This window comes from Arthrobacter sp. UYCu511, assembly GCF_040547105.1.
In the GTDB taxonomy this organism is placed as follows: Bacteria; Actinomycetota; Actinomycetes; order Actinomycetales; family Micrococcaceae; genus Specibacter; species Specibacter psychrochitiniphilus.
This window is the reverse complement of sequence record NZ_JBEPPB010000002.1, coordinates 46789-70690: the sequence shown is the minus strand read 5'-3', so window position 1 is coordinate 70690 and position 23902 is coordinate 46789. Positions and strand designations below refer to the sequence as shown.

18 protein-coding genes and 1 tRNA gene are annotated in these 23902 nt (G+C 62.7%); 15 read left to right on the top strand and 4 right to left on the bottom strand.

The features are described 5' to 3' along the window. Nucleotides 1-105 precede the first annotated feature (105 nt). Nucleotides 106-4866, bottom strand: coding sequence for an ExeM/NucH family extracellular endonuclease (locus ABIB48_RS03630; RefSeq protein ID WP_354212121.1), 4761 nt, complete (start codon nt 4864-4866; stop codon nt 106-108). Nucleotides 4867-5269: 403 nt separating this feature from the next. Here ABIB48_RS03630 and ABIB48_RS03625 point away from each other — a divergent pair, with 403 nt between their 5' ends. The 12 genes from ABIB48_RS03625 to ABIB48_RS03570 all read left to right on the top strand — a co-directional run bounded on the left by ABIB48_RS03625 (nt 5270) and on the right by ABIB48_RS03570 (nt 20311). Beyond that, nucleotides 5270-7477: an acyl-CoA dehydrogenase family protein gene (locus ABIB48_RS03625; protein WP_354212119.1), complete on the top strand. Its 2208-nt coding sequence runs from the start codon at nt 5270-5272 to the stop codon at nt 7475-7477. Nucleotides 7478-7553: 76 nt separating this feature from the next. Further along, nucleotides 7554-9788: an acetate--CoA ligase family protein gene (locus ABIB48_RS03620; RefSeq protein ID WP_354212117.1), complete on the top strand. Its 2235-nt coding sequence runs from the start codon at nt 7554-7556 to the stop codon at nt 9786-9788. 77 nt (nt 9789-9865) lie between these two features. Next, entirely contained in the window at nt 9866-10480 is a 615-nt protein-coding gene (locus ABIB48_RS03615) for a TetR/AcrR family transcriptional regulator (RefSeq protein ID WP_354212115.1), read from the top strand. Nucleotides 10481-10502: 22 nt separating this feature from the next. Then, nucleotides 10503-11333, top strand: coding sequence for a VOC family protein (locus ABIB48_RS03610; RefSeq protein WP_354212113.1), 831 nt, complete (start codon nt 10503-10505; stop codon nt 11331-11333). Nucleotides 11334-11470: 137 nt separating this feature from the next. Beyond that, nucleotides 11471-12676 carry a thiolase family protein gene (locus ABIB48_RS03605; protein WP_110105002.1) on the top strand — a complete coding sequence of 402 codons (1206 nt, stop codon included), beginning with the start codon at nt 11471-11473 and terminating at the stop codon, nt 12674-12676. Between the two features lie 9 nt (nt 12677-12685). Next, the gene (locus tag ABIB48_RS03600) at nt 12686-13117 is read left to right on the top strand and encodes a Zn-ribbon domain-containing OB-fold protein (protein ID WP_110105001.1); all 432 of its coding nucleotides are present in this window, start codon (nt 12686-12688) and stop codon (nt 13115-13117) included. A gap of 1 nt (nt 13118) precedes the next feature. Then, entirely contained in the window at nt 13119-14615 is a 1497-nt protein-coding gene (locus ABIB48_RS03595; protein ID WP_354212110.1) for an aldehyde dehydrogenase family protein, read from the top strand. A 266-nt stretch (nt 14616-14881) separates the two neighbouring features. Further along, entirely contained in the window at nt 14882-16381 is a 1500-nt protein-coding gene (locus tag ABIB48_RS03590; RefSeq protein ID WP_354212108.1) for an MFS transporter, read from the top strand. Between the two features lie 275 nt (nt 16382-16656). Further along, nucleotides 16657-17550 carry a MaoC family dehydratase gene (locus ABIB48_RS03585; protein WP_354212106.1) on the top strand — a complete coding sequence of 298 codons (894 nt, stop codon included), beginning with the start codon at nt 16657-16659 and terminating at the stop codon, nt 17548-17550. A gap of 26 nt (nt 17551-17576) precedes the next feature. Continuing rightward, nucleotides 17577-18359, top strand: a complete 783-nt coding sequence (locus ABIB48_RS03580; protein ID WP_354212104.1) for an electron transfer flavoprotein subunit beta/FixA family protein — start codon at nt 17577-17579, stop codon at nt 18357-18359. Between the two features lie 14 nt (nt 18360-18373). Continuing rightward, nucleotides 18374-19357, top strand: a complete 984-nt coding sequence (locus ABIB48_RS03575) for an electron transfer flavoprotein subunit alpha/FixB family protein (protein WP_354212102.1) — start codon at nt 18374-18376, stop codon at nt 19355-19357. Nucleotides 19358-19369: 12 nt separating this feature from the next. Then, on the top strand, nt 19370-20311 hold the full coding sequence (locus ABIB48_RS03570; RefSeq protein WP_110104996.1) for a cytochrome b/b6 domain-containing protein: 942 nt from the start codon (nt 19370-19372) through the stop codon (nt 20309-20311). A gap of 68 nt (nt 20312-20379) precedes the next feature. On the opposite strand, the gene ABIB48_RS03565 is transcribed toward ABIB48_RS03570, so the two are convergent. Further along, nucleotides 20380-20467, bottom strand: a tRNA-Ser gene (locus ABIB48_RS03565). 95 nt (nt 20468-20562) lie between these two features. Here ABIB48_RS03565 and ABIB48_RS03560 point away from each other — a divergent pair. Next, a complete protein-coding gene (locus ABIB48_RS03560; RefSeq protein ID WP_354212100.1) occupies nt 20563-21546 on the top strand; it encodes an NAD(P)H-quinone oxidoreductase in 984 nt (327 codons plus the stop codon). A 44-nt stretch (nt 21547-21590) separates the two neighbouring features. Here ABIB48_RS03560 and ABIB48_RS03555 read toward each other — a convergent pair whose 3' ends face one another. Together ABIB48_RS03555 and ABIB48_RS03550 are read right to left on the bottom strand one after the other, a co-directional pair. Then, nucleotides 21591-21809, bottom strand: a complete 219-nt coding sequence (locus ABIB48_RS03555; protein WP_354212098.1) for a hypothetical protein — start codon at nt 21807-21809, stop codon at nt 21591-21593. Nucleotides 21810-22152: 343 nt separating this feature from the next. Further along, the gene (locus tag ABIB48_RS03550) at nt 22153-22347 is read right to left on the bottom strand and encodes a hypothetical protein (RefSeq protein WP_146212988.1); all 195 of its coding nucleotides are present in this window, start codon (nt 22345-22347) and stop codon (nt 22153-22155) included. 176 nt (nt 22348-22523) lie between these two features. Here ABIB48_RS03550 and ABIB48_RS03545 point away from each other — a divergent pair, with 176 nt between their 5' ends. Further along, on the top strand, nt 22524-23180 hold the full coding sequence (locus ABIB48_RS03545; protein ID WP_110104993.1) for a PadR family transcriptional regulator: 657 nt from the start codon (nt 22524-22526) through the stop codon (nt 23178-23180). Next, entirely contained in the window at nt 23177-23902 is a 726-nt protein-coding gene (locus ABIB48_RS03540; RefSeq protein WP_110104992.1) for an ABC transporter ATP-binding protein, read from the top strand. Before ABIB48_RS03545 ends, ABIB48_RS03540 begins: the two co-directional genes overlap by 4 nt.

The window sequence follows — 23902 nt, the reverse complement described above, 5'->3', positions numbered from 1 at the left end:
CGTGTTTTGGCGGACGCTCTCGCAGCAAGGGAATGCTCCGGTTAAAGTGCCGCGCCCGTCCCCTCGAGACGAGGGAACGGGCGCGGTGGCATGGTTCAGCGACGGTTAGTGGCGTGCCTCCTTGCGTCGGCTTGCCATGGCCACGGCAACTCCGGCCCCCACCAGGACCAAGGCACCCAGTCCCAGCGGAAGCGCGGTGGCTCCCGTGTTAGCCAGGTTGCCCGAGCCGTTGCCGGTGCCACCGCCTGCTGTACTCGTCGCAGAAGGCGAGGTGCCCGGAGCGGAGGTGCCCGGAGCGGAGGTGCCCGGAGCCGTGCTGGAGCCGGTGGGGCTCGGTGACGCCGTATCCGTGGGTGTTCCCGCATCCGCCGTCACCGGAATGGTGATGGGCAGGCGGGCGTACGTTCCGCCGTCGGTGGTGATGGTGAGACGGCCGCCGTTGAGCGTTTTCGGCATTTTGAACTTCAAGTCCGCAGAGCCGTTATTGACGATAAAGATATTCTCTATGGGTTGCTGAACCGCCGCTCCGCTGCCCGAGTTTTCGTACCGAACAGTGACCTTCGTGGAGACGGGGGTTCCGAGTGAGGTCAGATCCAGCTTTTTCAGCGTGAGCGTAACCACCTGGCCTTCCTTGACCGTGGACGGTGCGCCCACAACGTCCACGCCGCGGCGGGCAAAGTCAGGTGCTATCGGAGCTTCGGCAGGCTTCGCCCCGAGGTACGCAATCCAGGCGTCGCGGTCAATGAGGCCGGAATCCTTGGTGTTGGTGCCTTCGGTGAAGACGCGGAAGTTATCCCCGCCCGTTGCCAGGAAGCTGAACGTACCCACACGGTAAGAGCGTTCCGTATCCAGCGGCGCGCCATTGATGACCACAGAGGTGATGTGATCGCCCAGCGCACGGGAGGAATCGTAGGTGTAGTCCACGTTGGAGGACAGTCCCAGATTCAGGAACGGGCGGCTGGGGATGGTGCCATCCGCGTTGGTCTGCCACTGCTGCTCCAGCATGGTTTTCACCTGCGCTCCCGTGAGGGAGGTGGTCCACAGGTTATTCACAAACGGCAGCACCGCGTTGGCGTTGGCGTAGGTGACCACCCCGTCCTCGAGGCCTGCGTTCTTGTACAGCAGGTCCGCACGGAGTCCGCCGGGATTGACCACGCCAATCTCGGCTCCACCGGTCTGCTCACTCTTGAGCGCATCCAAGAGGGAGTTGCCCACCAGGTTACCCAGGGTGGACTCGCTGGAACGGTCGTCACGGCTGTACTTGCCGCTTGCCGCATCGAAGGTCTGCGCCGTGGTGATGTCGGCAGAGATCTTGCCTACTGGAACACTGCCGGCAATCTTTGCGGCCTCCAAAGCCGCATCCGTGATGGCCTTGACCTCGGCAACACGCGGGAAAGCGGCCACCAAGAGTGAGTCATCAACCTTGCTGCGTGCCACATTGGACTGCGTGTAGGAGAGAACCTTGTTGTTGGCATCAACTTGCAGCTTGACCTGACCAATGAACTCGCCGTAGCTTCCGGTCTGGAGTATGGGGCGGGTCTTCAATACGGCATCGCTGGCAACGCCGGGGATGGGGGCATCCCAGGCGTACTGCTTGTGAGTGTGGCCCGTGAAGATGGCGTTGACCGAGGCGCTGGTCTTCGTCACAATTTCAGCGAACGCGCCTCCTGCGGCCAGTTCCTGCTCAAAGGTTGCCCCGTCCGGGGTCCCTGCACCGGCACCTTCGTGGTATTCAGCCACGATGACGTCCGCGAGTTTTCCGTCGGTGATCTTTTTGGCAACCCGGTTGACAGCTTCAACAGGGTCACCGAATTCCAGCATAGAGATGCCGGACGGGGTCACCAGTGTGGGGGTTTCCTCGGTGATGGCACCAATGATGGCAACCTTCACACCGTTGACGGTGATGATCTTGTATTCATCAAGCACCGGGGTGGTGGTTCCCTTGGCGTAAACGTTGGCGCCTAGGTAGCTCCAGTTGGCTGCGTCTTGGACGCGCCCTTCCAAATCAGCCCAGCCCTTGTCAAACTCATGGTTTCCAACAGCGGAAGCACTCAGGTCCAGGGCGTTCAGGACATCGATGGTGGGCTTATCGTCCTGCGAGGCAGAAGCGAACAAGCTGGCACCGATGTTATCTCCCGCCGAGAGGAACGCCGTGTTGGCGTCGCCCGAGGCGGCCCGGAGCTGTTCCACTGTGCCAGCGAACTTGACCGTGTTGGAGTCGATGCGGCCGTGGAAATCATTGATGTTCAGGAGGTTGATTTCCTTGGGTGCGCTCGCCGCAGCAGCAAGGTTCAAGCCAACCACAACGGGGTCGTGGTCGGAGGCGGCAAAAGCCGAGGTGTCATAGAAGTCCGTGACGTTGGAGTTGTAGCGGCTGTATCCCATGGCGATGGACTCGGTGGAGTTGATGTTCCAAATGTCCGCACCCGTGACGAATGCGTCCAGTGCCGGGGTAGCCACAATGTGATCCAGTGAGCCCACCAGTCCGCCGAAGGCGTAGGAGTGCTTGCCCGTCTTGGCGCCCTGGTCCACGTATCCTGCCGCAGCCATGAGCAGCATGGGATCTTCAAAGGTGTATGAGTTGAAGTCACCCATGAGCAGGACCTTGTCGGTGCCTTGAGCGCTCTGCTGGGCATTGGAGAACTTCACTAGGGCTGTAGCTTGTGCCGTGCGGGCAAGGTTGGAGTTGCCCTGGCCCTTGTCAATGTCATCCGGTGTTGCGGGGGAACCCTTGGACTTGAAGTGGTTGGCAATCAGAATGACCTTCGCGCCCTCGCCGTTCCCTGCAAGGGTGAAGGCCTGAGCCAACGGCTGGCGGGCAATGCCGGTGAAGGCAGGGTCATCCAGGATGACTGAGGCACCTACCGGTTTAGCAACTGCCACCTTGTAGATGAAGGCAGTGCGGATCACGTCCTCGATCTCCACTGAGGGGCGCTGGTCCACGCCGGGTGAGCGGACGTAGTCCCACACTCCGGGGCTCTGAACGTTCAGTGCCGCCACCAGGGTGGCCAGGGCGAAATCGCGGTCCTCGCCGAACTTGGCGGAGTTCTCAATTTCCTCCAGTGAGAGCACATCGGCCCCTGACTGGTGGATGCCGGCAACAATTTTCGCCTGCTGGCGTGTGAGGTTTGCGGCATTGGCAGCACCACGTTGGAGGCAGCCTGTCCGCACTGTAATGGGGTTGCCTGCACGGTCATTGTAGAACTGGCAGGAGGCGTTCTTATCGCCAGTCTGCGTGAAGTAGTTCTGGACGTTGAACGTGGCAACCTTGAGGTCCCCGCCGACAGCGGAGGGTGCCTGGACCCGGTTGTTACCGAAGGCGATGGGCTGAACGGCTTCTGCGTTGGCAGGTGTCAGTGCCTCCAACGGCTGGAACTTGTAGGCGTTATTGCGGTTGTCAAAGATCACGTTCGTTGCGAACTCGGCGGTGGAGCCCACCCGCATCGGTGTTGCTGCGCTCAACCACGGCAGTGGAACCGACTGGCCGGCGGCGTTGAGGAAGTTGGTGCTGGCGCCGTCGTCGAGCCTGATGGTCTTGGCGGCGTTGGTGGCAATCGTGGCGGTGTGTGCAGCGGAGCCAACCGGACCCACAGCGGCGGGCTGGAGCAGCACCTTGGTGCCTACTGCCAGGCCAACTTCGCCGTAGTTATTCAGCGTGTAGTTGTCGGTGATGGTGAATTCGCCCTGGGGTGCCACGAGCATACCCTCAAGGGCTTCGCGTCCTTCTGTGGTTTCCGGGACACTGACGACGGCGGCCTTGACCTCTGTCGCTGCCTCGTCCAGTACCGTCATACCATCGGCCGGGACGTCAATTTCGGTGGTGGTGGTGTCCGTGGCACCACCAAATTCCTTCACGAGTCCGCTCACCTGAACATAATCACCAATCTTGACCCTGGCTACGGTGCCGGGTGAGTAGACGAACACGCCGTTGGAGGCTTTGTGGGTGGCCATGTCCAGATCGCCACCGGTGCCGGGAGTCTGGATGAAGTAGCCGTCGAAACCTCCGGTGGGGTAGGCCGCCGTGACCTTGCCCTTGGTGGTGACAGTGGAGCCTTCAAAGGCGCTCTTGGCGCCTTCACCCTGGATCTCGGCGATGGTCTTGTTGCCGGCGTCCTCCGGCGGCTTTGGCGGTTCTACCCCGCCAGCCGTGCCGGTGGGGGTGGGAGCTGCGGTGGTGAAGTCGGCGGAATTGTTATCCGTGTCCACTGCATCAGTTCGGTTTAGCGAGCTGGTGACGCTTGCATTGGTGGTTGGGTCAGTTTCGAAAGTATTGCTGGCGCCGTATCCGAGGACATCGACGATGCCAGCAACATCTACTAGTGAACCAATGGGTAGAGGTGAGGGGGCTGCGGGCTGGTTGGAGAGGATGAGAGTTCCGGCCGCTCCGGCCGGGCTGATGCTTGCACTATCGACGTCCGCCGCTGGCAGATCCAGCCCTGCCGGATTGGTGCCGCCGTTGGCCGCGCCCTTGACCAGAAAGTAGTCATGGGACTTGATGGTGCCGCTGAGCTGTGCGGAGCCGTTCGGTCCGCCGGTGCCTCCTGAAGACCGGTACTGCAGTGACCAGCCGCTCAGGTTGATGTCTGCATTTGTGGGGTTGTACAACTCCACGAATTTATTTTTGAAGCTGGCGTTCGCGCTGCCACCGTTGAGGTACGCCTCGTTGATGATGACGTTGGGTACCGCTGGTAGAGCCGCGAGTGGAGCGGCAGGGGCGCGATTTCCTTCCGTTCCCAGTTCCGCCGCGGATTCGGTTGGTTCGGGGGCATCGTTGGCAAGGGCTGGCGAGATCGCCAACGGCGCCACGGCCAGACCGAAGGCCAAGGCGGCCCCCAATCCTGCCTTGTAGAAGTTACTGCTCGTCATGTCTCCAACTCTCGAAAGGGTGGCACACCGTTGTGCCGTGAGTGATGATGAACCGCAGCTTTGGCTCAGTGAACGGCAAAGAGCAATCCCAGAGAGCGAACTGCGGAAGCGTTAATGAGCCAAGCACATAGATGTGAATCATTCATGAACTAGTGGCTTCGGTCAAGCAAATACAAGGGTTTTGTGCGGAAGTGGGCACATGTGGGAGTAAAAGTAACATCGATCGGGGTATGCCCGCATAGGGGAGCTGGAATCCGAAAAAAAGATATTTTGAAACTTGATTCCAGAAAAGTGTTGCCCAAGTCACAAACTTAAACTAGAGTCTAGTTTCAGTTAACAAATGTCCCGCTCGTCGGACCGCTTCCCTTCAGGAACGGTTCGGCCGTGATTTTGGAGTGATTCAATGCCTTTGTCCCTCACAGAAGAGCACGCCGATCTGGCTGCCGCAGTTTCAGACTTCGCGGACCGGTTCGCCGACGTCCTGCAGACCCGTGAACTGTTCGAGGCCTACGGCGCCGGCGGCCGCCCGGCGCACTGGGGCGAACTGGTGGACAACGGACTCCACGCCCTGCACATCAGCGAAGAGCGCGGGGGACAAGGCGGAACTGTCGCCGACACCGCAATCGTGGTCGAGGAGTTCGGCCGCCGACTGGTGCCCGGCCCCTACGTTTCCACCGTCCTGGCAAGTGCTGCTGTCGCGGCCGCCGCCGAATGCAAGGCCTCCACACACGGCCTGGATGTGTTCGCGGAGGGTGCCACGGGTGCCTTGGCCATGCCCGCCGCCACGCTCACAGCCCTTGCCACAAGTACAGGGTGGATCATGAACGGGCGCACGGCTGTGGCGTCACTGCTCTCGGCAGAACAGCTAGTGGTTGGATTCACCGACGGCACACACACCCGCTTCGCCCTTATTGAGGCCGAGCGGGCCGGGGTGGCCAAGGTGTCCGCAAGCTGCACCGACCTGACTCGCGACGCCGGCACTCTGGTGATGGAGAGCGTGGTCATCGGCGCCGACGACATCCTGGCCGGGCTGGGCCTGGGCCACGTTGAAACCCTGCAGGCGGGCCTGCTCGCCGCAGAGGCTTCGGGAATCATGCGGTGGGCCGTGGAGGTTTCCACGGACTACGCCAAGATCCGCGAACAGTTCGGCAAGCCCATCGGCTCCTTCCAAGCCGTCAAGCACAAGTGCGCCAACCTGCTCATCGCCGCCGAACTGGCAACCGCCGCAGCGTGGTCGGCCTTGGTGGCCTTGGACCAGGACGCGGACCAGCAGGCGTTGGCCGCCGGGTCCGCACGGGAGGCCGCCATTGCCCAGGCCGTGGACGCAGTCACCGAGGCTGTCACCATCTTGGGCGGGATCGGCTACACCTGGGAGCACGACGCCCACCTGTACCTGCGCCGCGCCATGACCCTGGCCGCACAGGTGGCACCGGCCAGGGCCGGCATAGCCTCCGTTGGCCGTGTTGCGCTGGAGCTGGACCGCCGCATCGATATTGAACTCCCCGATGAGGATCCCGCCTTCCGCCAGCGCATCGCCGGGCTCCTGGACCAAGCCGCCGCCATGAAGAATGAGCACGACGGCGGACGCTGGAACTCGCGCGGTACGCAGCGGACATTCCTCGCTGAGAACGGCCTCGCGGCCCCGCACTGGCCCGCCCCCTATGGCTTGGCAGCCTCCCCAGGGGAGCAGGTGATCATCTCCCAGGAATACGCCCGGCGGAATCTCATCCAGCCGTCGTCGGTCATTGGCGAATGGGCCATGCCCACCGTCCTGGCCTTCGGCAGCGAGGAGATCAAGGAAAAGTTCGCACTCCCCACACTGCGGGGCGAGCTCATCTGGTGCCAGCTCTTCTCGGAGCCTGGCGCCGGTTCAGACCTGGCCGGGCTGTCCACACGTGCCAATAAGGTGGAGGGCGGCTGGGAGCTCAAGGGACAAAAGGTGTGGACCTCCGGGGCGCACGAAGCCGATTGGGGCATTTGCCTGGCCCGCACCGACGCCGACGTGCCCAAGCACAAGGGGCTCAGCTACTTCCTGATGGACATGCGCAGCACCGGCGTGGACATCCAGCCTCTGAAGCAGTCCACGGGCGATGCGGAATTCAACGAAGTCTTCCTGGACTCCGTGTTCGTGCCCGACGCCTACCTGCTCGGCGAACCTGGCCAGGGCTGGCGCATCACGGCCACCACCTTGCAAAACGAGCGCACCCAAATCTCCTCCGGAGTATCCGCCGGCGCCGAGGAATCCCTGCGTGAGCTCATCCGGGAGCAGGGGTACTGCGCAACGGAGGAGGAGGCCTTCACCGAGCTGGCCCGCATCGTGGCTCTCAGCAGCGCCATCGGTGCTCTGAACCTGCGTGAAACCCTCCGCCAGGTCAACGGCCTCCAGCCCGGGGTCGGCTCGTCCCTGGCCAAGGTTGCCCACGCCAGGCTGTCCCGCGAAGCAGCCACCCGTGTGTTGCAGTTGGCCGGTCAGGGCGCCCTGTTTGCCCAGGCCCCGGGCGACGCGGTCACCGGGATGCTGGGTGTCCCGCAGGTCCTCATTGGCGGGGGGACCGTTGAAATCCAGCTCAACGTCATTGCCGAACGCATCCTCGGCCTGCCGCGCGGCTAGGCCGGAAACACAGCCAGGCCGGCTGTGGGAATAGAACGTCAACACTCCATGCTTCACCGAAAGGACACCTTTTCGCATGACAACGATGACAGGCGAGGCCACTCCCTTGCAGAACATTCACACAGCAGGCGCCGCAGGCGCTGCGGACTCCACAGCGCAGGGCAAAGCAGTGCAGAATACGGCCGTGCAGAACCTTGACACGGCCCGGCTGCGCGAGCTCGTTGAGCCGCGGAGCATTGTGATCATTGGCGCCAACACGAAGTCCAGCTGGTCCCACTTCACGCACAGCAACCTGATGGAAGGCGGCTTTGCCGGGGAACTGTTCATGGTCAACCGCCGCGGTGAGGAGTGCCACGGGCAGCGCTCCTACACTTCCATTGCGGAGCTGCCTGCGGTTCCCGATCTGGCCATTGTGCTCACAGGTACCAACTCGTTGGAGACCGTGCTGGAAGAGGCCCGGGTCAAGGGCATCCGGAACCTTATCCTGCTGGCCTCGGGCCTCGGCGAGGCGGGGCCGGAGGGTGCGGCGCTGCAGGAGCGGCTGGTGGAGCGCGCCCGCAATGCCGGACAGCTGATCCTGGGCCCCAATAACCTTGGTTTTATCAACTCCCACGCCAAGGTCGCCGCGTTCAGCCACATGACGCAGATGCCCATGATCGCAGGAGGGGTCGGTGTCGCCAGTCAGTCCGGTGCCCTGGCCATCTACCTGTTGCCGTACATGGCCTCCCGCGGGGTGGGATGCTCGACGGCGGTCACGGTAGGCAACGAGGCCATGGTCTCGGCCATTGACGTCATGGACATGCTGGTGGAGGACGAAAACACACGGGTCATCGCCGCTTACCTGGAACAAATTTCCAACCCGGAACGGTTCCTCGCCGTGGCCGAAAGGGCCCGCCTGGCCGGCAAACCGATCGTAGTATTCAAGGCCGGCCGGGGCGAAGCCTCAGCCCGCGTGGCCGCCGCCCACACCGGTTCGCTGGTGGGCGATGACAAGGTTATTGACGCAGCCTGCAAGCAGTTCGGTGTTGTGCGGGTGGACAACATTGAAGACCTGGTGGCCACCGCCGGCATCATGGAATCCTATGGCGCCCTGTCCGGAAACCGGGTGGGTGTGGTCACCGGATCCGGTGCTATGTGTGCCTTGATCGCGGAGAAAGCCGAACTAGCTGGCCTGGAACTACCGACACCCGCAGACGCCACCGTCCGTGCCCTGTACGACGCCGGGCTCCCCTCTTTCTCCACGATCAACAACCCGATGGACACCACCGGCTATATTTCGGTGGATCCGACCATCATCACCAAGGCCAACCAGTGCTTCATCGACGACGAGAACTTCGACTTCATCGTGGTCAACAGCTCCTGGCCGGAGAACCAGCTGATGGCAGACATGGGCCGGTTGAACCAGGACGAGTTGCACCGCCAGCTCACGTCATCGACAAAGCCGGTCATCGGCATGAGCTTTTTGCCCACCACCGTCACAGAATTTGGGCGCGCTTTCGCCAACGAGCATGGCCTGCCGCACTCCTCGGACTCCTTTGACCGCGGCATCCCGGCCGTGGCCCGCAGCGCCTGGTGGAGTAAGCGCTCGGATGAACTCACCACAGACCCGGCCGTGGCGCCGGCGGAAGTGATTGAGAAGCCCGCAGGGGCTCAGACGTGGACCGAAATTGAGGCTGGCGCGTTCCTGCGCAAACACGGGGTGCCCTACGTCCCCGCTGCGATCGCAACCTCCGAAGAGGAGGCCGTGGCCGCAGCCGGGGACATGGGCTACCCCGTGGTCCTGAAGATCGCCTCCGAAGACATTGCGCACAAGACCGAAGTGGGCGGAGTCCGGCTCATGCTCCGTGACGCCGCGGCCGTCGCCGAGGCGTACAACTTCATCATGACATCCGTGGCGGACCTGGCCCCGGGTGCACACATCCAAGGTGTTGCCGTCTCTCCCATGCGGCCCGCCGGCAATGAGCTACTCGTAGGCGTTGTCCGGGACCCGCAATGGGGACTGGTGCTCGCCGTCGGATTTGGCGGGGTCATGGTGGAGATCCTCAAGGACTCCGCACTGCGCCTGTTGCCCGTGGGGCCGGCCGAGATCCGCCGCATGCTCGAATCCCTCAAGGGCATCGAATTGCTGACCGGTTTTCGTGGCGGCGCAGCCACAGACCTGGACAAGCTGGCCGAGACCATCTTCCGGATTTCCCAGGTGGCAGTGGGCCTCGGCGACGAGCTTGAAGAGCTGGAAATCAACCCGCTGCGCGTTGCCGGCGACGAGATTGAAGCCCTCGACGCCCTGATCCGCTGGAAGCAGCAGTCATGAAAGGCCCCGAACACGGCCGCACTAAGGCCCGGTGGTACCGTTGATGGTCAACCGGATATTCACGCAGGAGGCGAGTCATGACCGGAGTGCTATCTGGGGAAAGGACCGAGCTTCCCGCTTATCAAAAGCTGCGGCGGCAACGGATCCTGGACGCCGCCAAATCGCTGCTGCGCGACCACGACTACGAATCGATCCAGATCCGCGATGTGGCCGCAGAGGCCAACGTGGCCCTGGGCACGCTGTACCGGTACTTCACCTCGAAGGAACACCTGTACGCGAATGTTGTGTACGACTGGAGCGTGCCGTTCAACTCGATGGACCAGTCATGGGCGGAGCACCAAGGCACCACGGAGCGGATCAGTCAGCGGCTTCGCATGGCCCTGGCCGCGTTCGAGAAGCAGCCGAACTTCTACAAGGCGATCCTGATGCTGCGCGCCACGTCCGATCCGGAGGTTTCCGAGCTCATGCACCGGCTTGGAACAGTGCTCGAGCAACCGATCCACTCGGACCTCTCCATGTTCTTGGACGACGAGGCGGCGGACATCACCGCCATGGTCTGGTGCGTGTTGATGGATCTGGTGGCCAGGCTGCTGTCGGGGGACAAGACGCTCACCGAGGCGCACCGGATCTTGGACAGGTTTGTCCAGATGATCGGCCTGCGGCTGGCACAGTTCGAGGTTGGGGCGCACTAGCCGGTCAGGCTGGGGGGCTCCTATGAGCGCCCACGAACTGGACCACTTGGCCATTGCGGTGCCTGCCTGGGAACCGGCGGGGGCGCTGCTGAACCGCCAGCTGGGAGCGCGCTGGGCCAGCGGTTTCAAGATGGAAGCGTTCAGCCCGTGCCAGTTGGCCGTTGCCGATGACATGCGTCTGGAACTTCTGGAACCTGGCAGCGGGGAACACTCGTTCATTCAGCGTTTCCTCACCGAGATTGACGGTCAGGGCGGACCCCACCACATCACCTTCAAGGTCCATGACATCCGGGCCGCCATTGCGGGAGCACAGGAGGCCCGGATCGAGCCGATCCTGGTGAACCTGGCACATCCGCAATGGCAGGAAGCATTTCTGCACCCCCGGGATACTGGCCTCGGGTTCCTGGTCCAAATGGTCCAGGCGCCGCTGAGTGTGGAGGAGCTCACCGCCACCTCCGACGGCGGAACCCTCACCTGCCCGTGGGAACAGACGGACACGGCGGCCCTGCGCATTCCACTCATTTACGGCCACGTCGCCGACTTGTCCCGGGTACGGACGGTCCTGTGCGGGGTGCTCGGCGCCAAGGAGTACGGCGCCGGCACTTCAGCCGCCGGCTTCCAGTGGGACGCGGGTGCGGACCTGTTGCTGACGGAAACCGGAGCAGACGGTGAAAGCTTCGGCATTGCCGGCCTGTTGGCCGTGGACGCGGCAGCGGACTGGTCCCGCGGGGATGTTCCGGAACAGCTGGATGCACTGCTGGCCAGCGGCACGGTTCACCCGGGCATCGGCCTGAAAATCTCCATCCTGCAGGGCGCCATCCTGCAGGGCCGCCCGGCCGGAACAGGGACCTAATTCCAGCAGCACCGCCAGGTGCCATTTCCCGGCAGTACGCCAGCCAACTACACCCAACAAACCACCACACCATCATCGAGTGCACCCGAAAACAGGGGCAGCGGATGAAAAACGAACAATTATTTGAGGAGATCACCATGGGACTTCGAGGAGAAGCCGCAATCCTTGGTTTTTACGAATTGCCGCCGCAGCGCAAGCTGGCCCGCGAAAAAACCTTCAACCTGGAACAGTGGGCCAGATTGTCAAAGGCCGCGCTGGACGATGCCGGGTTGGACGCCACGGACGTGAACGGTATTGTCACACCTTTGATTGGTGAAGCGAGCATGTTTGTGCCCTCCACCATCACCGAATACCTGGGCATCGACGCCAACTTTGCCGAGATCGTGGACCTGGGCGGGGCCGGCTCTGCCGCAGCCGTCTGGCGGGCCGCGGCCGCCGTCGAACTCGGTTTGTGCGACGCCGTCCTAGTCACCTTCCCGGGGACGCACGAGGTACCCACCCACGAACGTCACCCCTTTGTCATGGAGGATTCCATGTACTTTGGCGCCTCCTCCAACAAGTACGGTTCCCCGCAGGCCGAATTTGAGATCCCCTACGCCAACCTTGGTCAGAACGGCCCCTACGCCCAGATCGCCAAACGCTACGGCCACGAGTTCGGTTACGACGAGCTGGCCATGGCGAAGATTGCCGTGGACCAGCGCACCAACGCCTGCGCCACCCCCGGCGCCGTCTTCCATGGGAAACCCATCACGGCCCAGGACGTCCTGGACTCGCCCATGGTCGCGGACCCGCTGCACATGCTCGAAATTGTGATGCCCTGTCAGGGAGGCGCCGCCGTCGTCATTGGCAACAAGAACATGGCGGCCAAGTCCAAAAACCGTCCCGTCTGGATCAAAGGATTCGGTGAACGGGTGCCCTACAAGACACCTACCTATGCGCGGGACCTCATGTATTCGCCCATGGTCCATGCCGCGGATCAGGCGTTCACCATGGCCGGGATTGGCCGGGATGAGGTGGACATGGTCTCCATTTACGACTGCTACTCCATCACCGTGCTCATGAGCCTAGAAGATGCCGGTTTTGCTGAAAAGGGCAAGGGCATGCAGTTCGTCAATGAGCACGACCTCACGTTCCGGGGCGATTTCCCGGTGAACACGGCCGGTGGCCAGTTGTCGTTCGGCCAGGCGGGCATCGCCGGCGGCATGCACCACGTGATTGACGGCGCCCGCCAGATCATGGGACGCGCCGGAGAAGCACAGGTCGCGGACTGCAACCGCGCCTTTGTCACCGGCAACGGCGGCATCATGAGCGAGCAAACAGCACTGATTTTTGAAGGGGAATAGGAACACACCATGAGCACCACCTACACACAGCCCGTTTTGACACCGCCGCTTCCGGTCCCCACCCCGATCACCAAGCCTTTCTGGGATGCCCTGGCCGAGCACAAGGTGCGCATCCAGTACTCCCCGTCCCTGGGCGAGTACATCTTCTACCCCCGCCCGCTCGCGCCGCGCACCTTGGCCGACGATCTGCAATGGCGTGAGATCTCCGGGGCCGGAACCCTCTACACGTACACGATCACTACTCGTCCGGTGGCGCCGCACTTCGCGGCATCGGGGCCCATGGTCCTGGCCGTGGTGCAGTGGGATGAAGGCCCCAAATTCTCCACAGAGTTGGTTAACGTGGCCCATGAGGACATCCAGATCGGCATGCGGGTTAAGCCCGTGTTCTGCGACTACCCCGAAGCGGACGTCACCATGCTCCGCTACGAGCCGGAGGCCTGAGATGGGTATCGCAACGGAAGAGCAGCGCCCCGCAATTGTGCTGCCGGAGGTGACACTGCCGGAGGTGACGCTGCGTATTGGCTCCACCACGCGCAGCACAGGTGCCGGCACCTACCACCACATCAACCCTGCCACGGGAGTTCCCGACGCTGTTGTGCCGCTGGCTGGCGCCGCCGATGTTGACGAAGCCGTTCGAAGCGCACACGAGGCATTTGCGGTGTGGAAGGCAACACCAGCCGGGACACGTGCCCGTGCACTGCTTACACTCGCCCGGCTGGTAGAGGAGCACACCGCGGAATTTGCCGCACTCGCCACCGCCGATAACGGCACACCACAGGCCACCGCGGCGGCGATGGTGGGTGCCGCGGCGGAATGGATCCGCTACTACGGCGGCTGGGCGGACAAGCTGCCCCTGGGCCGCGTCACCTCCGTGGCCGGTGCCGGCGGTTCCTTCGGGCACACGCTGCGCCAGCCCTACGGCGTGATTGGGGTGGTCATCACCTGGAACGCACCACTGATGTCCTTGGCCATGAAGGTCCCGGCCGCGTTGGCGGCAGGGAATACCGTGGTGGTCAAGCCGAGTGAATTGACGCCGTTCAGCGCCATGCTCTTCGCCGATCTGGTCCGCGAGGCCGGCATTCCCGACGGCGTGTTCAACGTGCTCACCGGCGGCGCCGAGGCCGGTGCTGCGCTTGTCTCGCATCACCTGGTCAAGAAGGTGACGTTCACGGGCGGCCCCGACACTGCACGGAAGATCACCGCGGCCTGCGCCCAGACGTTCAAGCCCGTCGTGTTGGAACTGGGCGGCAAGTCGGCGAACCTGGTGTTTGCCGACGCGGATCTGGACGCCGCGGCCCTGCATGCGGCCTTCATGGCGTTTGGCATCATGACCGGCCAGGCCTGTGCCCTGCCCACGCGGCTGCTGGTGCAGGATTCCATCCACGATGAGTTCGTGGCCAAGGTGGCGGCCATCGCCGGATCCTTCAAGGTGGGCAGCCCACTGGAACTGGACACCATCTGCGGACCTGTCATCAACCAGGGTGCCATCGATCGCATTGAGGCCATGGTGGCCCAGGCCCGGAACGACGGCGCCCGCATCCTCACCGGCGGCACCCGCCTAGGCGGTGAGCTGGCAGATGGCTACTACTATCCGCCAACGGTGGTGGCGGACGTTGACCGGGACAGTGAGCTGGCCCGGCAGGAAGTCTTTGGCCCCGTCCTGGCCGTTATGCGCTTTAGCGACGAAGCCGACGCCGTGGCCCTGGCCAACAGCACCGACTACGGACTCTCAGGCTATGTATGGACCTCGGATGCCAAGTGCGCCATGAGGGTCGTGGAGCAGCTGGAAACTGGTGAAGTGGTGGTCAATGGCGCACCCAACGCGGTGGCCGAGCGCCCCTTCGGCGGTATTGGCCACTCGGGCACCGGCAACGAAGGCGGGTTGGAGGGGCTAGAGGAGTTCTTCTGGACTAAGTCCGTCGCCTACGGCACCAACTAGGCGCCCTGCCTGGCGCTCCTGTTCCACCCTGCATGTGCCCTTTCTGCATGTCCCCTTTGCCCTGCGGCGCACCCCTGACGGTGTGCCGCAGGCAAGCGTGTCAAAAACCGTCGTCACCGCCGCATGAGGTGGTGTGGGCCGGGAATGGCCGGCACGTCATCTTCGTGTTCGTCCGCCGTTCCAAGGAATGTTCGTTACATTGCCCACCAATTCCTTCAGGGCACAACCACTTTCTTTTCAGCACACCCACGAAAGGCTGGACGAAGATGTCCTTCGCTAATCTCCGGAAACCCGGAACCCTGAACACCCTCAAACGGCCCGGATTCGCCGCCGTCGTGACAGTTCTCATCCTGGCCGAAGTTGTCTCGGCCTTTGAATTATCCATGATGTACGTAACACTGCCCACGCTGATCAAAGAATTCAATGTGGATGCCAGCACGGTTGCCTGGGTTGTCACGGCCTACCTGCTGGTCTCCGCCTCAGCCGGTGTCATGGGCGGACGCTTCGGTGACATGTACGGCCGGCGTAAGGTCATGATCATCGTGTTGATGATCGCCTTTGCCGGCTCGCTGATCTCCCTGATTGGAGGCAGCCTGGGCATGATCATCCTGGGCCGTGCCATTCAGGGCACGGCCGGTGCCTTGATGGGGCTCGCCTTTGGCCTGGCACGTGAACACATGGCCAAAGAACGGATCCCCGTGGGTGTCTCCATGATCGGAGCCTCGGCCTTGATTGCAGGTGCAGGAGGTGCGCTCATTGCCGGCATCATGATCCAGGTCTTCTCCTGGCACCTGATCTTCATCTTCTCCGCGATACTTGCCGTGGTTGCCGCCGTCGCCATCCTGGCCGTCATTCCCCGCGACACCCTGATTCCCAGCAAGGAAAAGCCCGACTACCTAGGTGCCGTGCTGCTGCCGATCGCAGTCAGCGCCATCCTGCTAGCACTTTCCGGGGCCTCGAAGACGGGGTTTGGTTCAGTGCAGTTCCTAGGCCTGATCACCGCAGGCATCGTCGTTACGGCCATCTGGGTGTGGTGGGAGCTGCGCGTTGAGTCTCCCATTGTGAATTTGAGGATGTTCAAGAACCGCCAGGTCGCGCTCGTCATGACGGCCACCATGCTCGCTGCCCTCGGACCCATCGGCGGCATGTCCGTCCCCACCCAAATGGTCCTCCAATACCCGACGACGTTGGGCTTTGGCCTCGGTTTCGCCCCTGCACTCGCCGGCATTTTCAGTGCGCTGACGGCCGTTGTCGGCTACCTGTTCTCTCCGCTGGGTGGCAAGCTGGCCTTCCGCTTCGGTGCACGCTCCGTTTTCATTGGTGGACTGTGCCTCATGGCGGCGGCCATTCCCATCATCTTGCTCACCTATGGCAACGTGGTGGCATTCTGCCTGGCCATGGCATTGAACGGCATTGGCGTCTCCCTGACCTTCGGCGCCCTGCCGAACGTTCTCATTGAGGCGATCCCAGAAACCCACACCTCGGAAACTGCCGGCACCAACACGATGGTCCGCAACATTGGCCAGTCCGCCGCCACTGCCATCGGGGCCATGATCCTTGCCAGCTACCAGAACCCGGAAACCACCATCGTGGCCCAGGGCGGCATCAGCGCAAGCTTTGTCTTTGTGCTGGTGTTCGCCATCCTGGCCGTGCTCGTTGCCCTGTTCCTGAAACGCCGTCCGGTGCAGTGGGTCCCGGAAACCACCCAAGAACGTTCCACGCGGCGCGGAACTCTGGCCAAGGATCCCGTGCCGGCTGCCAACTGAGTTGGGCCGCGCAGCCTAGAAGGTGCCCTAAACGCCGCACCATTAACAACCACTGCACACAATCGGGCGCCCTGCGCATCCCTATCTGGGAAGCGGCAGGGCCCCTTGTTGTATGTGCCGGGGCCCAGCCCGGGGAGCGGGGTGGACAAATGATACCGGCACAACCATAGACAAGAACTAGAATCTCGTTATAGTATTTCATATAGAGTGATCCACGCCACCTTTGGGTGGCCGTCTGAATCGTTGGGGAGAATCCCCATGAAAGGAGCAGGACTGTGGCGATCCACATGCACAACATTGGGAAGATGAGTGAGGGTGAACCCTTCTCCTGGACGTCGAAGGATGCGCTGTTGTATGCGCTAAGCGTGGGGGCCGGGGCCGGGGGTCCGGCGAAGAATCTGGCCTTCACCACCGAAAATTCACGCGGCGTGGACCAAAAGGTCCTGCCCACATTCGCGGTTGTGCTTGGCTCAACGTCCGGATCCATGGACGGGCTGGGCGACTTCAAACTATCGCAGATCCTGCACGGCGGCCAGCAGATCACTCTGCACCGGGAGCTGGCTACCAGCGGCACCGTGATACCCGTCAGCGGCATGAGCGCCGCCTATGACAAGGGCAAAAATGCGGTCATCGAGCTGAGCACGGAACTGCTGGACGCGGCGACCCGCGAACTCGTAGCGACGAGCGTGACCACTATGATCATCCGCGGCGAGGGTGGCTTTGGCGGGCACGCGGGACCCTCCGAGCAGTGGAAAGTTCCGGACCGTCCCGCCGACGTGATCGTTGTGGAGAAGACCTCCCTTGACCAGGCCCTTATCTACCGGCTCAATGGCGACAGGAACCCGCTGCACTCGGACCCGCAACTGGCAAAGATGGTCGGCTTCGACCAGCCGATCCTCCACGGCCTGTGCACCATGGGCTTCGCCGGACGGGCGGTCCTGGAGCAGGTCTGCGGTTCCGACGTGGAGACCTTCGGCACCCTCAGTGTCCGCTTCGCCGCACCCGTGGTTCCCGGCGACGAACTAGCTACCAGCATCTGGAAGACCGAGACCGGTGCTGTGTTCCAGGTCCGGGTAGGGGAGACCGTAGTGCTGGACCGCGGAAGCTACGCACACCGCCGCGCGGTCGCGGGAGAAAGCACTGACCACCTAGCAGCGGCCACGGCCTAATGCCGTCCGGACGGGAAGAAAAAATCATGAAAATTGCAGTTCTCATCAAGCAGGTCCCCGACACCGCCGACGACAGGAAGCTCACTTCCTCCGGCGCCGTCGACAGGTCCGCCAGTGACCGGGTTGCCGACGAAATCACCGAACGCGCCCTGGAAATCGCGCTGCGGGAAAAGGACGCTGACAAATCAGTGGAGATTGTGGCCGTCACGATGGGCCCTGGCACGGCCCTGGAAGCGCTGCGCAAGGCACTCTCAATGGGTGCGGACTCGGCCATCCACGTGGTTGACGACGCGCTGGCAGGCGCAGACGCACTCACCACGGCCAGGGAATTGGCCGGTGCCATGCAGGGCGCAGGCTTTGATCTGATCGTGGCCGGCAACGAATCCACCGACGGCCGCGGCGGCGTTGTGCCGGCCATGGTGGCCGAACTTTTGGGACGGCCCTTCCTTGGCTCGTTGGACACCGTGGTGATCAAGCCAGGTACTGTGTCCGGGCAGCGGCAGGACGCCGAAAGCGTCCAGCAACTGACCGGCGCACTCCCTGCCGTCATCTCGATCACGGAAAGTTCCGCCGAGGCGCGTTTCCCCAAGTTCAAGGGCATCATGACAGCCAAGCGCAAGCCCGTGGCCGTGGTTGGCGCTGCCGTGGTTGGCGCTGCTGGGTTTGGCACTGCCGTCACCCACGCCAACGGCAACGTGGTCCTGTCCACGACCCTGCGCCCGGCCCGGACGGCGGGTCTGAAGCTCGTGGACGACGGAACCGCCGCCACACAGCTCGCTGACTTCCTCAGCGCCGAAAACCTGATCTGAAAGGGCTGCCCATCATGAGCAACATTCTCGTCAACATTGAACTTGCAGCTAACGGAACACTGCGTTCTTGCACGGCCCACCTACTGGGTCTGGCCGCACGCCTGGGCACGCCGGTCGCCGTCGTAGCCACTCCTTCGGGTGCTTCGGAGGAACTCGCTAAGGAACTGGGCGGACTGGGTGCGGCGGTGGTCGTTGACGGTCAGTGCCCGGCGTCGAGTGGCCTGGTTGCCGCCGGAGCCGTGGCTGCGCTGGCCGATGCCATCACCCGCCACGCACCGGCTGCGGTGCTGGCCTCTACAAGCCCTACGGCACGCGAGGTCATTGGCCGTCTGGCTGCCCGCACCGGCAACGCCGTCATGGTCGACGCCGTGGACGTTACCAATGACGGCGGCCGGATCGTGGCAAGCCATTCGATCTTCGGCGGAAGCTACACGAATGAATCCGGAGTTGGCGCGGGTGTTGCGCTGGTCACCGTCTCCTCTAGCAGTTCCGAACCAGCCCCGGCCGTTGCTTCACCCGTGGTGGAGGTGCGCCAACTGGATGTTTCCACGCAGGCCGCCACCATCACGGCCGCCGAGACGGCTTCGGCAGGCTTTGGCCGGCCCGAGCTCCGCTCGGCCCGCATCGTCGTCTCGGGCGGCCGCGGACTGGGCTCGAAGGAGAACTTTGTGCTGGTTGAGGAACTGGCCGACATGCTCGGGGCGGGGTTGGGGGCGTCCCGGGCAGCAGTCGACGCCGGGTATGTTCCGCAGAGCTGCCAGGTGGGCCAGACTGGTGTCAGCGTTTCCCCCGAACTGTACCTGGCCGTGGGCATTTCCGGTGCCATCCAGCACCGGGCCGGTATGCAGACGGCCAAGCGTATTGTGGCCATCAATGAGGACGCCGACGCCCCCATCTTCGATGTTGCCGACTTTGGCATTGTCGGGGACCTCTTTACCGTCCTGCCCCAGTTGCGGGAGGCCATTGCAGCACGCAGCGGCGTTCCCGCGGGCGTCTAGAGAGGTTGCCGGATGTCGCTGCAAACTAAATCGAAACAACAAGCCTCGGACGGGGGCAGCCGTTGGGTCCGTCCGGCCGTGTGGGCTGCCGCCGCCGTGGTGGCCCTGGCGGCCGTCGTAATTTTGGCCCGTTGGGCCCGCGAGCTGGCTCCGGTCCAGGACTTCCTGCTCCAGTTCCCCGGCCACAGCGAACTGCCGGACAATGCGCCCGTCGGGATTCCCGCGTGGCTTGGCTGGCAGCACTTCCTCAACGCCTTTTTCCTGGTGCTGATCATCCGTTCCGGCTGGCAGGTGCGCACCACCGCCAGGCCCAAGGCGTATTGGACACGCAAGAACACGGGGCTGCTGAAAACAAAAGGCAAGCCGGCCAAGATCAGCCTGGAACTGTGGTTCCACCTGAGCGTGGACGTGCTGTGGCTGCTCAACGGCGCCGTGTTTGTGGTGCTGCTGTTTGTCACCGGCGCCTGGATGCGCATTGTGCCCACAAGCTGGGACATTTTTCCCAACGCGCTCAGCGCCGGGCTGCAATATGCGTCGCTGAGCTGGCCAGTAGAAAATGGCTGGGTCAACTACAACGCCCTGCAGGTCCTGGCCTACTTTGCCGTCGTCTTCATTGCTGCCCCGTTGGCCGCCATCACGGGCGTCCGCATGAGCCCGGCCTGGCCCAAGGACAAGGCGGCGCTCTCGAAGGCCTTCCCCATTGAAGCGGCCCGCAAAATCCACTTCCCCGTCATGTTGTTCTTCACCGGCTTCGTCATCATGCACGTGGCGCTGGTGCTGTGCACGGGAGCGCTGGGGAACCTGAACCACATGTTCGCCGCGCGCCAGGACGCCGGGTGGCTCGGCTTTGGCATCTTCGCAGCCTCACTGGTGCTCATGGTCGGGGCGGTGTTCCTGGCCCGGCCCCTCTTCCTGCGGCCCATTGCAGGCGTGATGGGCAAGATTTCCAAGTAGCAAGGCCTGGAAGTCCATAACCACAAAAAAGCGGCCCCAGTGACGGGGCCGCTTCTTTTGTTTATGCGCGGAAGGTAAGAGATTCGAACTCTTGGTACGGGGTTACCGCACACTGGTTTTCAAGACCAGCTCCATCGGCCGCTCGGACAACCTTCCTTACCCTAGTAGTGTTTCATAAGCAGGGCCGTGCCACCAAAATGAGTACGGGGCCTGTGAAGGTTTAAAGGAATGAAACGGCAATGGAGAACGTCATGAAGGCAGTTATAGCAACAGGTGCGGGTGGCCCAGAGGTTTTGGCAGTAAGTGAGGCCTGCGCCCCGGTAACGGGCCCCGGAGAGGTCCTTATTGACGTTGTTGCCGCCGGAATCAACCGGGCGGACGTGCAGCAGCGCCGTGGTTTCTACCCGCCGCCAGCCGGAGCGTCAGAGATTTTAGGCCTTGAGGTCTCGGGTCGAATTGCCGGTTTTGGCGCAAATGTGACGAAGCCGTTTAGCCTGGGCCAGAAAGTTGTGGCATTGCTCACAGGTGGTGGATATGCCGCGCAAGTGGCGGTTCCAGCGGGTCAGGTGCTGCCTTTGCCGGATGGTATTGATGTGATCTCTGCTGCGGGATTGCCAGAGGTTGCCGCCACTGTTTATTCAAATCTGTTCATGACGGCACAATTGCAGGCGGGCGAGACCGTCCTCATCCACGGCGGTGCCGGCGGAATTGGTGCCATGGCCATCCAGCTCGCCAAGGCGGCTGGCGCTCACGTGGTTGCCACGGCTGGAAGCGATGAAAAAGTTGCCATGCTCACCAGTTATCTCGGCGCGGACCTAGCCGTCAATTACCGCAGCGAGGACTTCGTGGAGCGGCTCAATGAGTTCACCGACGGGCAGGGAGCGAACGTGATTCTCGACGTCGTGGGGGCCAAATACCTGGCCCGCAACGTCGCCGCACTGGCCACCTACGGCCGGCTGGTGGTCATTGGCTTGCAAGGAGGTGCGAGTGCGGAGCTGAACTTGGGTGCCCTGCTCACCAAGCGTGCGGCCATTATTGGCACCACACTGCGCGGCCGGCCAATCGAGGAAAAGACCACCATCATGGACGGAGTGCGCGAGCATGTTTGGCCGCTGGTGGCCAGTGGTGCCGTCAAGCCCATGGTGGATAAGACCTTCCCGTTAGAACAGGTTGGTGCTGCGCACGAGTACTTCGATTCGGGTACGCATGTGGGCAAGGTGCTGTTGACGCTTTAGCCTGGTCGGCCGGCGCAGGCTGGCTCATAATATCGGGCTGGCAGCTAGTCCTTGAGCCGGTATTTTCTCTTCAGGATGGCCAGTGCGTCTCTATTCTCTTGGATGTCTTGCAGCAGGAGGTCCTGCTCCGGCCCGGCTGGCAATGCCTCTGCCGCACGGATCTCAGTATCTAAGTAGGGCAGGGCAAGGCCGCGGCGACCGCGGGCCCGCCAGTGCCGGGACGAGCGCGGTCCTAGAAATGATGTCCACCAAAATCCAGCCATCCAGAATGGACCCTAAAAGTGCGTAAGTGGACGCGCTTTCTCTGGCTTGGCTCGCTGAGATTCCCTGGGCCTGCGTCACTTTCACCGCAACAACGAGGAAAAAATGGCGGACGCTGTTGCCCGCAAGGGAAGGTTGAGCTGGGGGCCTAATGTGTTCGTGCTCCCACTGAAGTAGTACGTGACTCTCCACGCGCGCCGGTCACCGCGCAGACCACGCCACGCGATGTAGACCAGGCAGAGAGCGGCCAGCGCAAGCACGATGATGCAAAGTTGCATGCCCGGCTCGAGGTAGAAGAACCTCTTGATCGTGGCAGAAGGGCCTTACCAGTAAATTGCTACGTATTTAGACGTCTTTTATCCGAGCTGAATCAGCCTGCTTAAATGCCCAGAGGGCGTGCTGGGATTTGTCGATGTCCGCCATGTGACGCTGCTTTTGGGTCCGGGGGCCAGGATGGTCCGTGTACTTGAAGGTGGTTTCGGCCCCCAGGATCAGAGTAAAAAGACCTCCCGCGGCGGACCGCAGTGGCCAATTGCTCATGGCAGAAAAATCGGGAATCACGTGCAGAACTGTCCTTTCCAAGGGCTTAACTGTAGCAAAAGCAGAACGTCACAGTTGCACCCACCATACTCAGTAGCTATGTTTGCTATACGCGGTATGCATACCGTTGCGGCGAGGGTTCATTGGGGGCTTTCGCGCCAACTCAGGGAGCACCAGTGTCCATCAAGCATTCTTTATTGGCCTTGTTACAGGAAAGCCCGCGCTACGGCTACCAGCTGCGCGGCGAGTTCGAGGAGCGCACCGGCTCCACCTGGCCACTGAATATTGGTCAGGTCTACACCACCCTTGACCGGCTGGAACGGGATGAGCTGGTGGCGAAAGATGGGGACGACGGCGAAGGTCACGTCATCTACAGCATCACTGCCGCCGGACGCACCGAGGTGATGGATTGGTTCGCCCAACCCGTGGCTCAGGCCAACCCGCCGCGCAATGAGCTGGCCATCAAGCTGGCGTTGGCCCTGACCCTGGAGGACGTTGACGTTTCCGCCGTGGTTCAGGCCCAACGCACGGCCTCGATGAGGTTGCTGCAGGACTACACGCGGCAGCGCCGCACCGCCGCTACGACTGCCGGCGTTCAGCTGTCCAGCGAAGAAGCCGGTGATCCCAACGACGCCGCGTGGCTGCTGGTCCTTGACTCCCTGATCTTCAGTACAGAGGCCGAAGTGCGCTGGCTGGATCACTGTGAAGGTTGGATGGCCAAACGCGCAGCCTCAGCCGGCAAATCTGCAGCCACCAGGCGGGCCGAGCGTGCAATACCGGCGGACGTCAGCACCCCAACACTCACATCCACCACGAAGGCGGCCAGCAAATGAGCAATGAAATTCTGCAGCTTGAGTCCGTCAGCCGAACGTATGGCGAAGGCGCCACGTCCGTTGCCGCGTTGCGCAACGTGAATCTGACCATTCATGCTGGCGAATTCGTGGCTGTTATGGGCCCCTCGGGCTCGGGCAAATCCTCCCTGCTGACCCTCGCCGGGGGACTGGACAAGGCCACCAGCGGTGAGGTTTACGTTGAAGGCACGCCGCTGGGCGGGCTGAGCATCAACGAGCTTGCCCGGCTGCGCCGCCGCGCCGTGGGCTACGTTTTCCAAGACTTCAACCTGGTGCCCACCCTGACGGCGTCCGAAAACGTGGCCCTGCCGCGTGAGCTTGACGGCACCCCCGCACGCAAGGCCCGCCGTCAAGCCAAGGACGCCCTGCGTCTGGTGGGCATCGAAGATCTCGCAGACAGGTTCATGGACCAGATGTCCGGCGGCCAGCAGCAGCGCGTGGCCATTGCCCGTGCCATTGTGGGCCAGCGCCGTTTGATCCTGGCTGATGAGCCCACAGGGGCGCTGGATTCTGCCACCGGCGACGGCATCCTCGAGGTGCTGCGCAACCGCGCAGAAGCCGGGGCCGCCGTCGTCATGGTCACGCATGAGGCCCGCCATGCAGGCTGGGCAGACCGTGTGGTGTTCCTAAAGGACGGGCGCATTGTGGATGAGGCAGCCTCGCAGCACGATCCTTCCGTACTGCTCTCCGGTTTAGCGCACTGA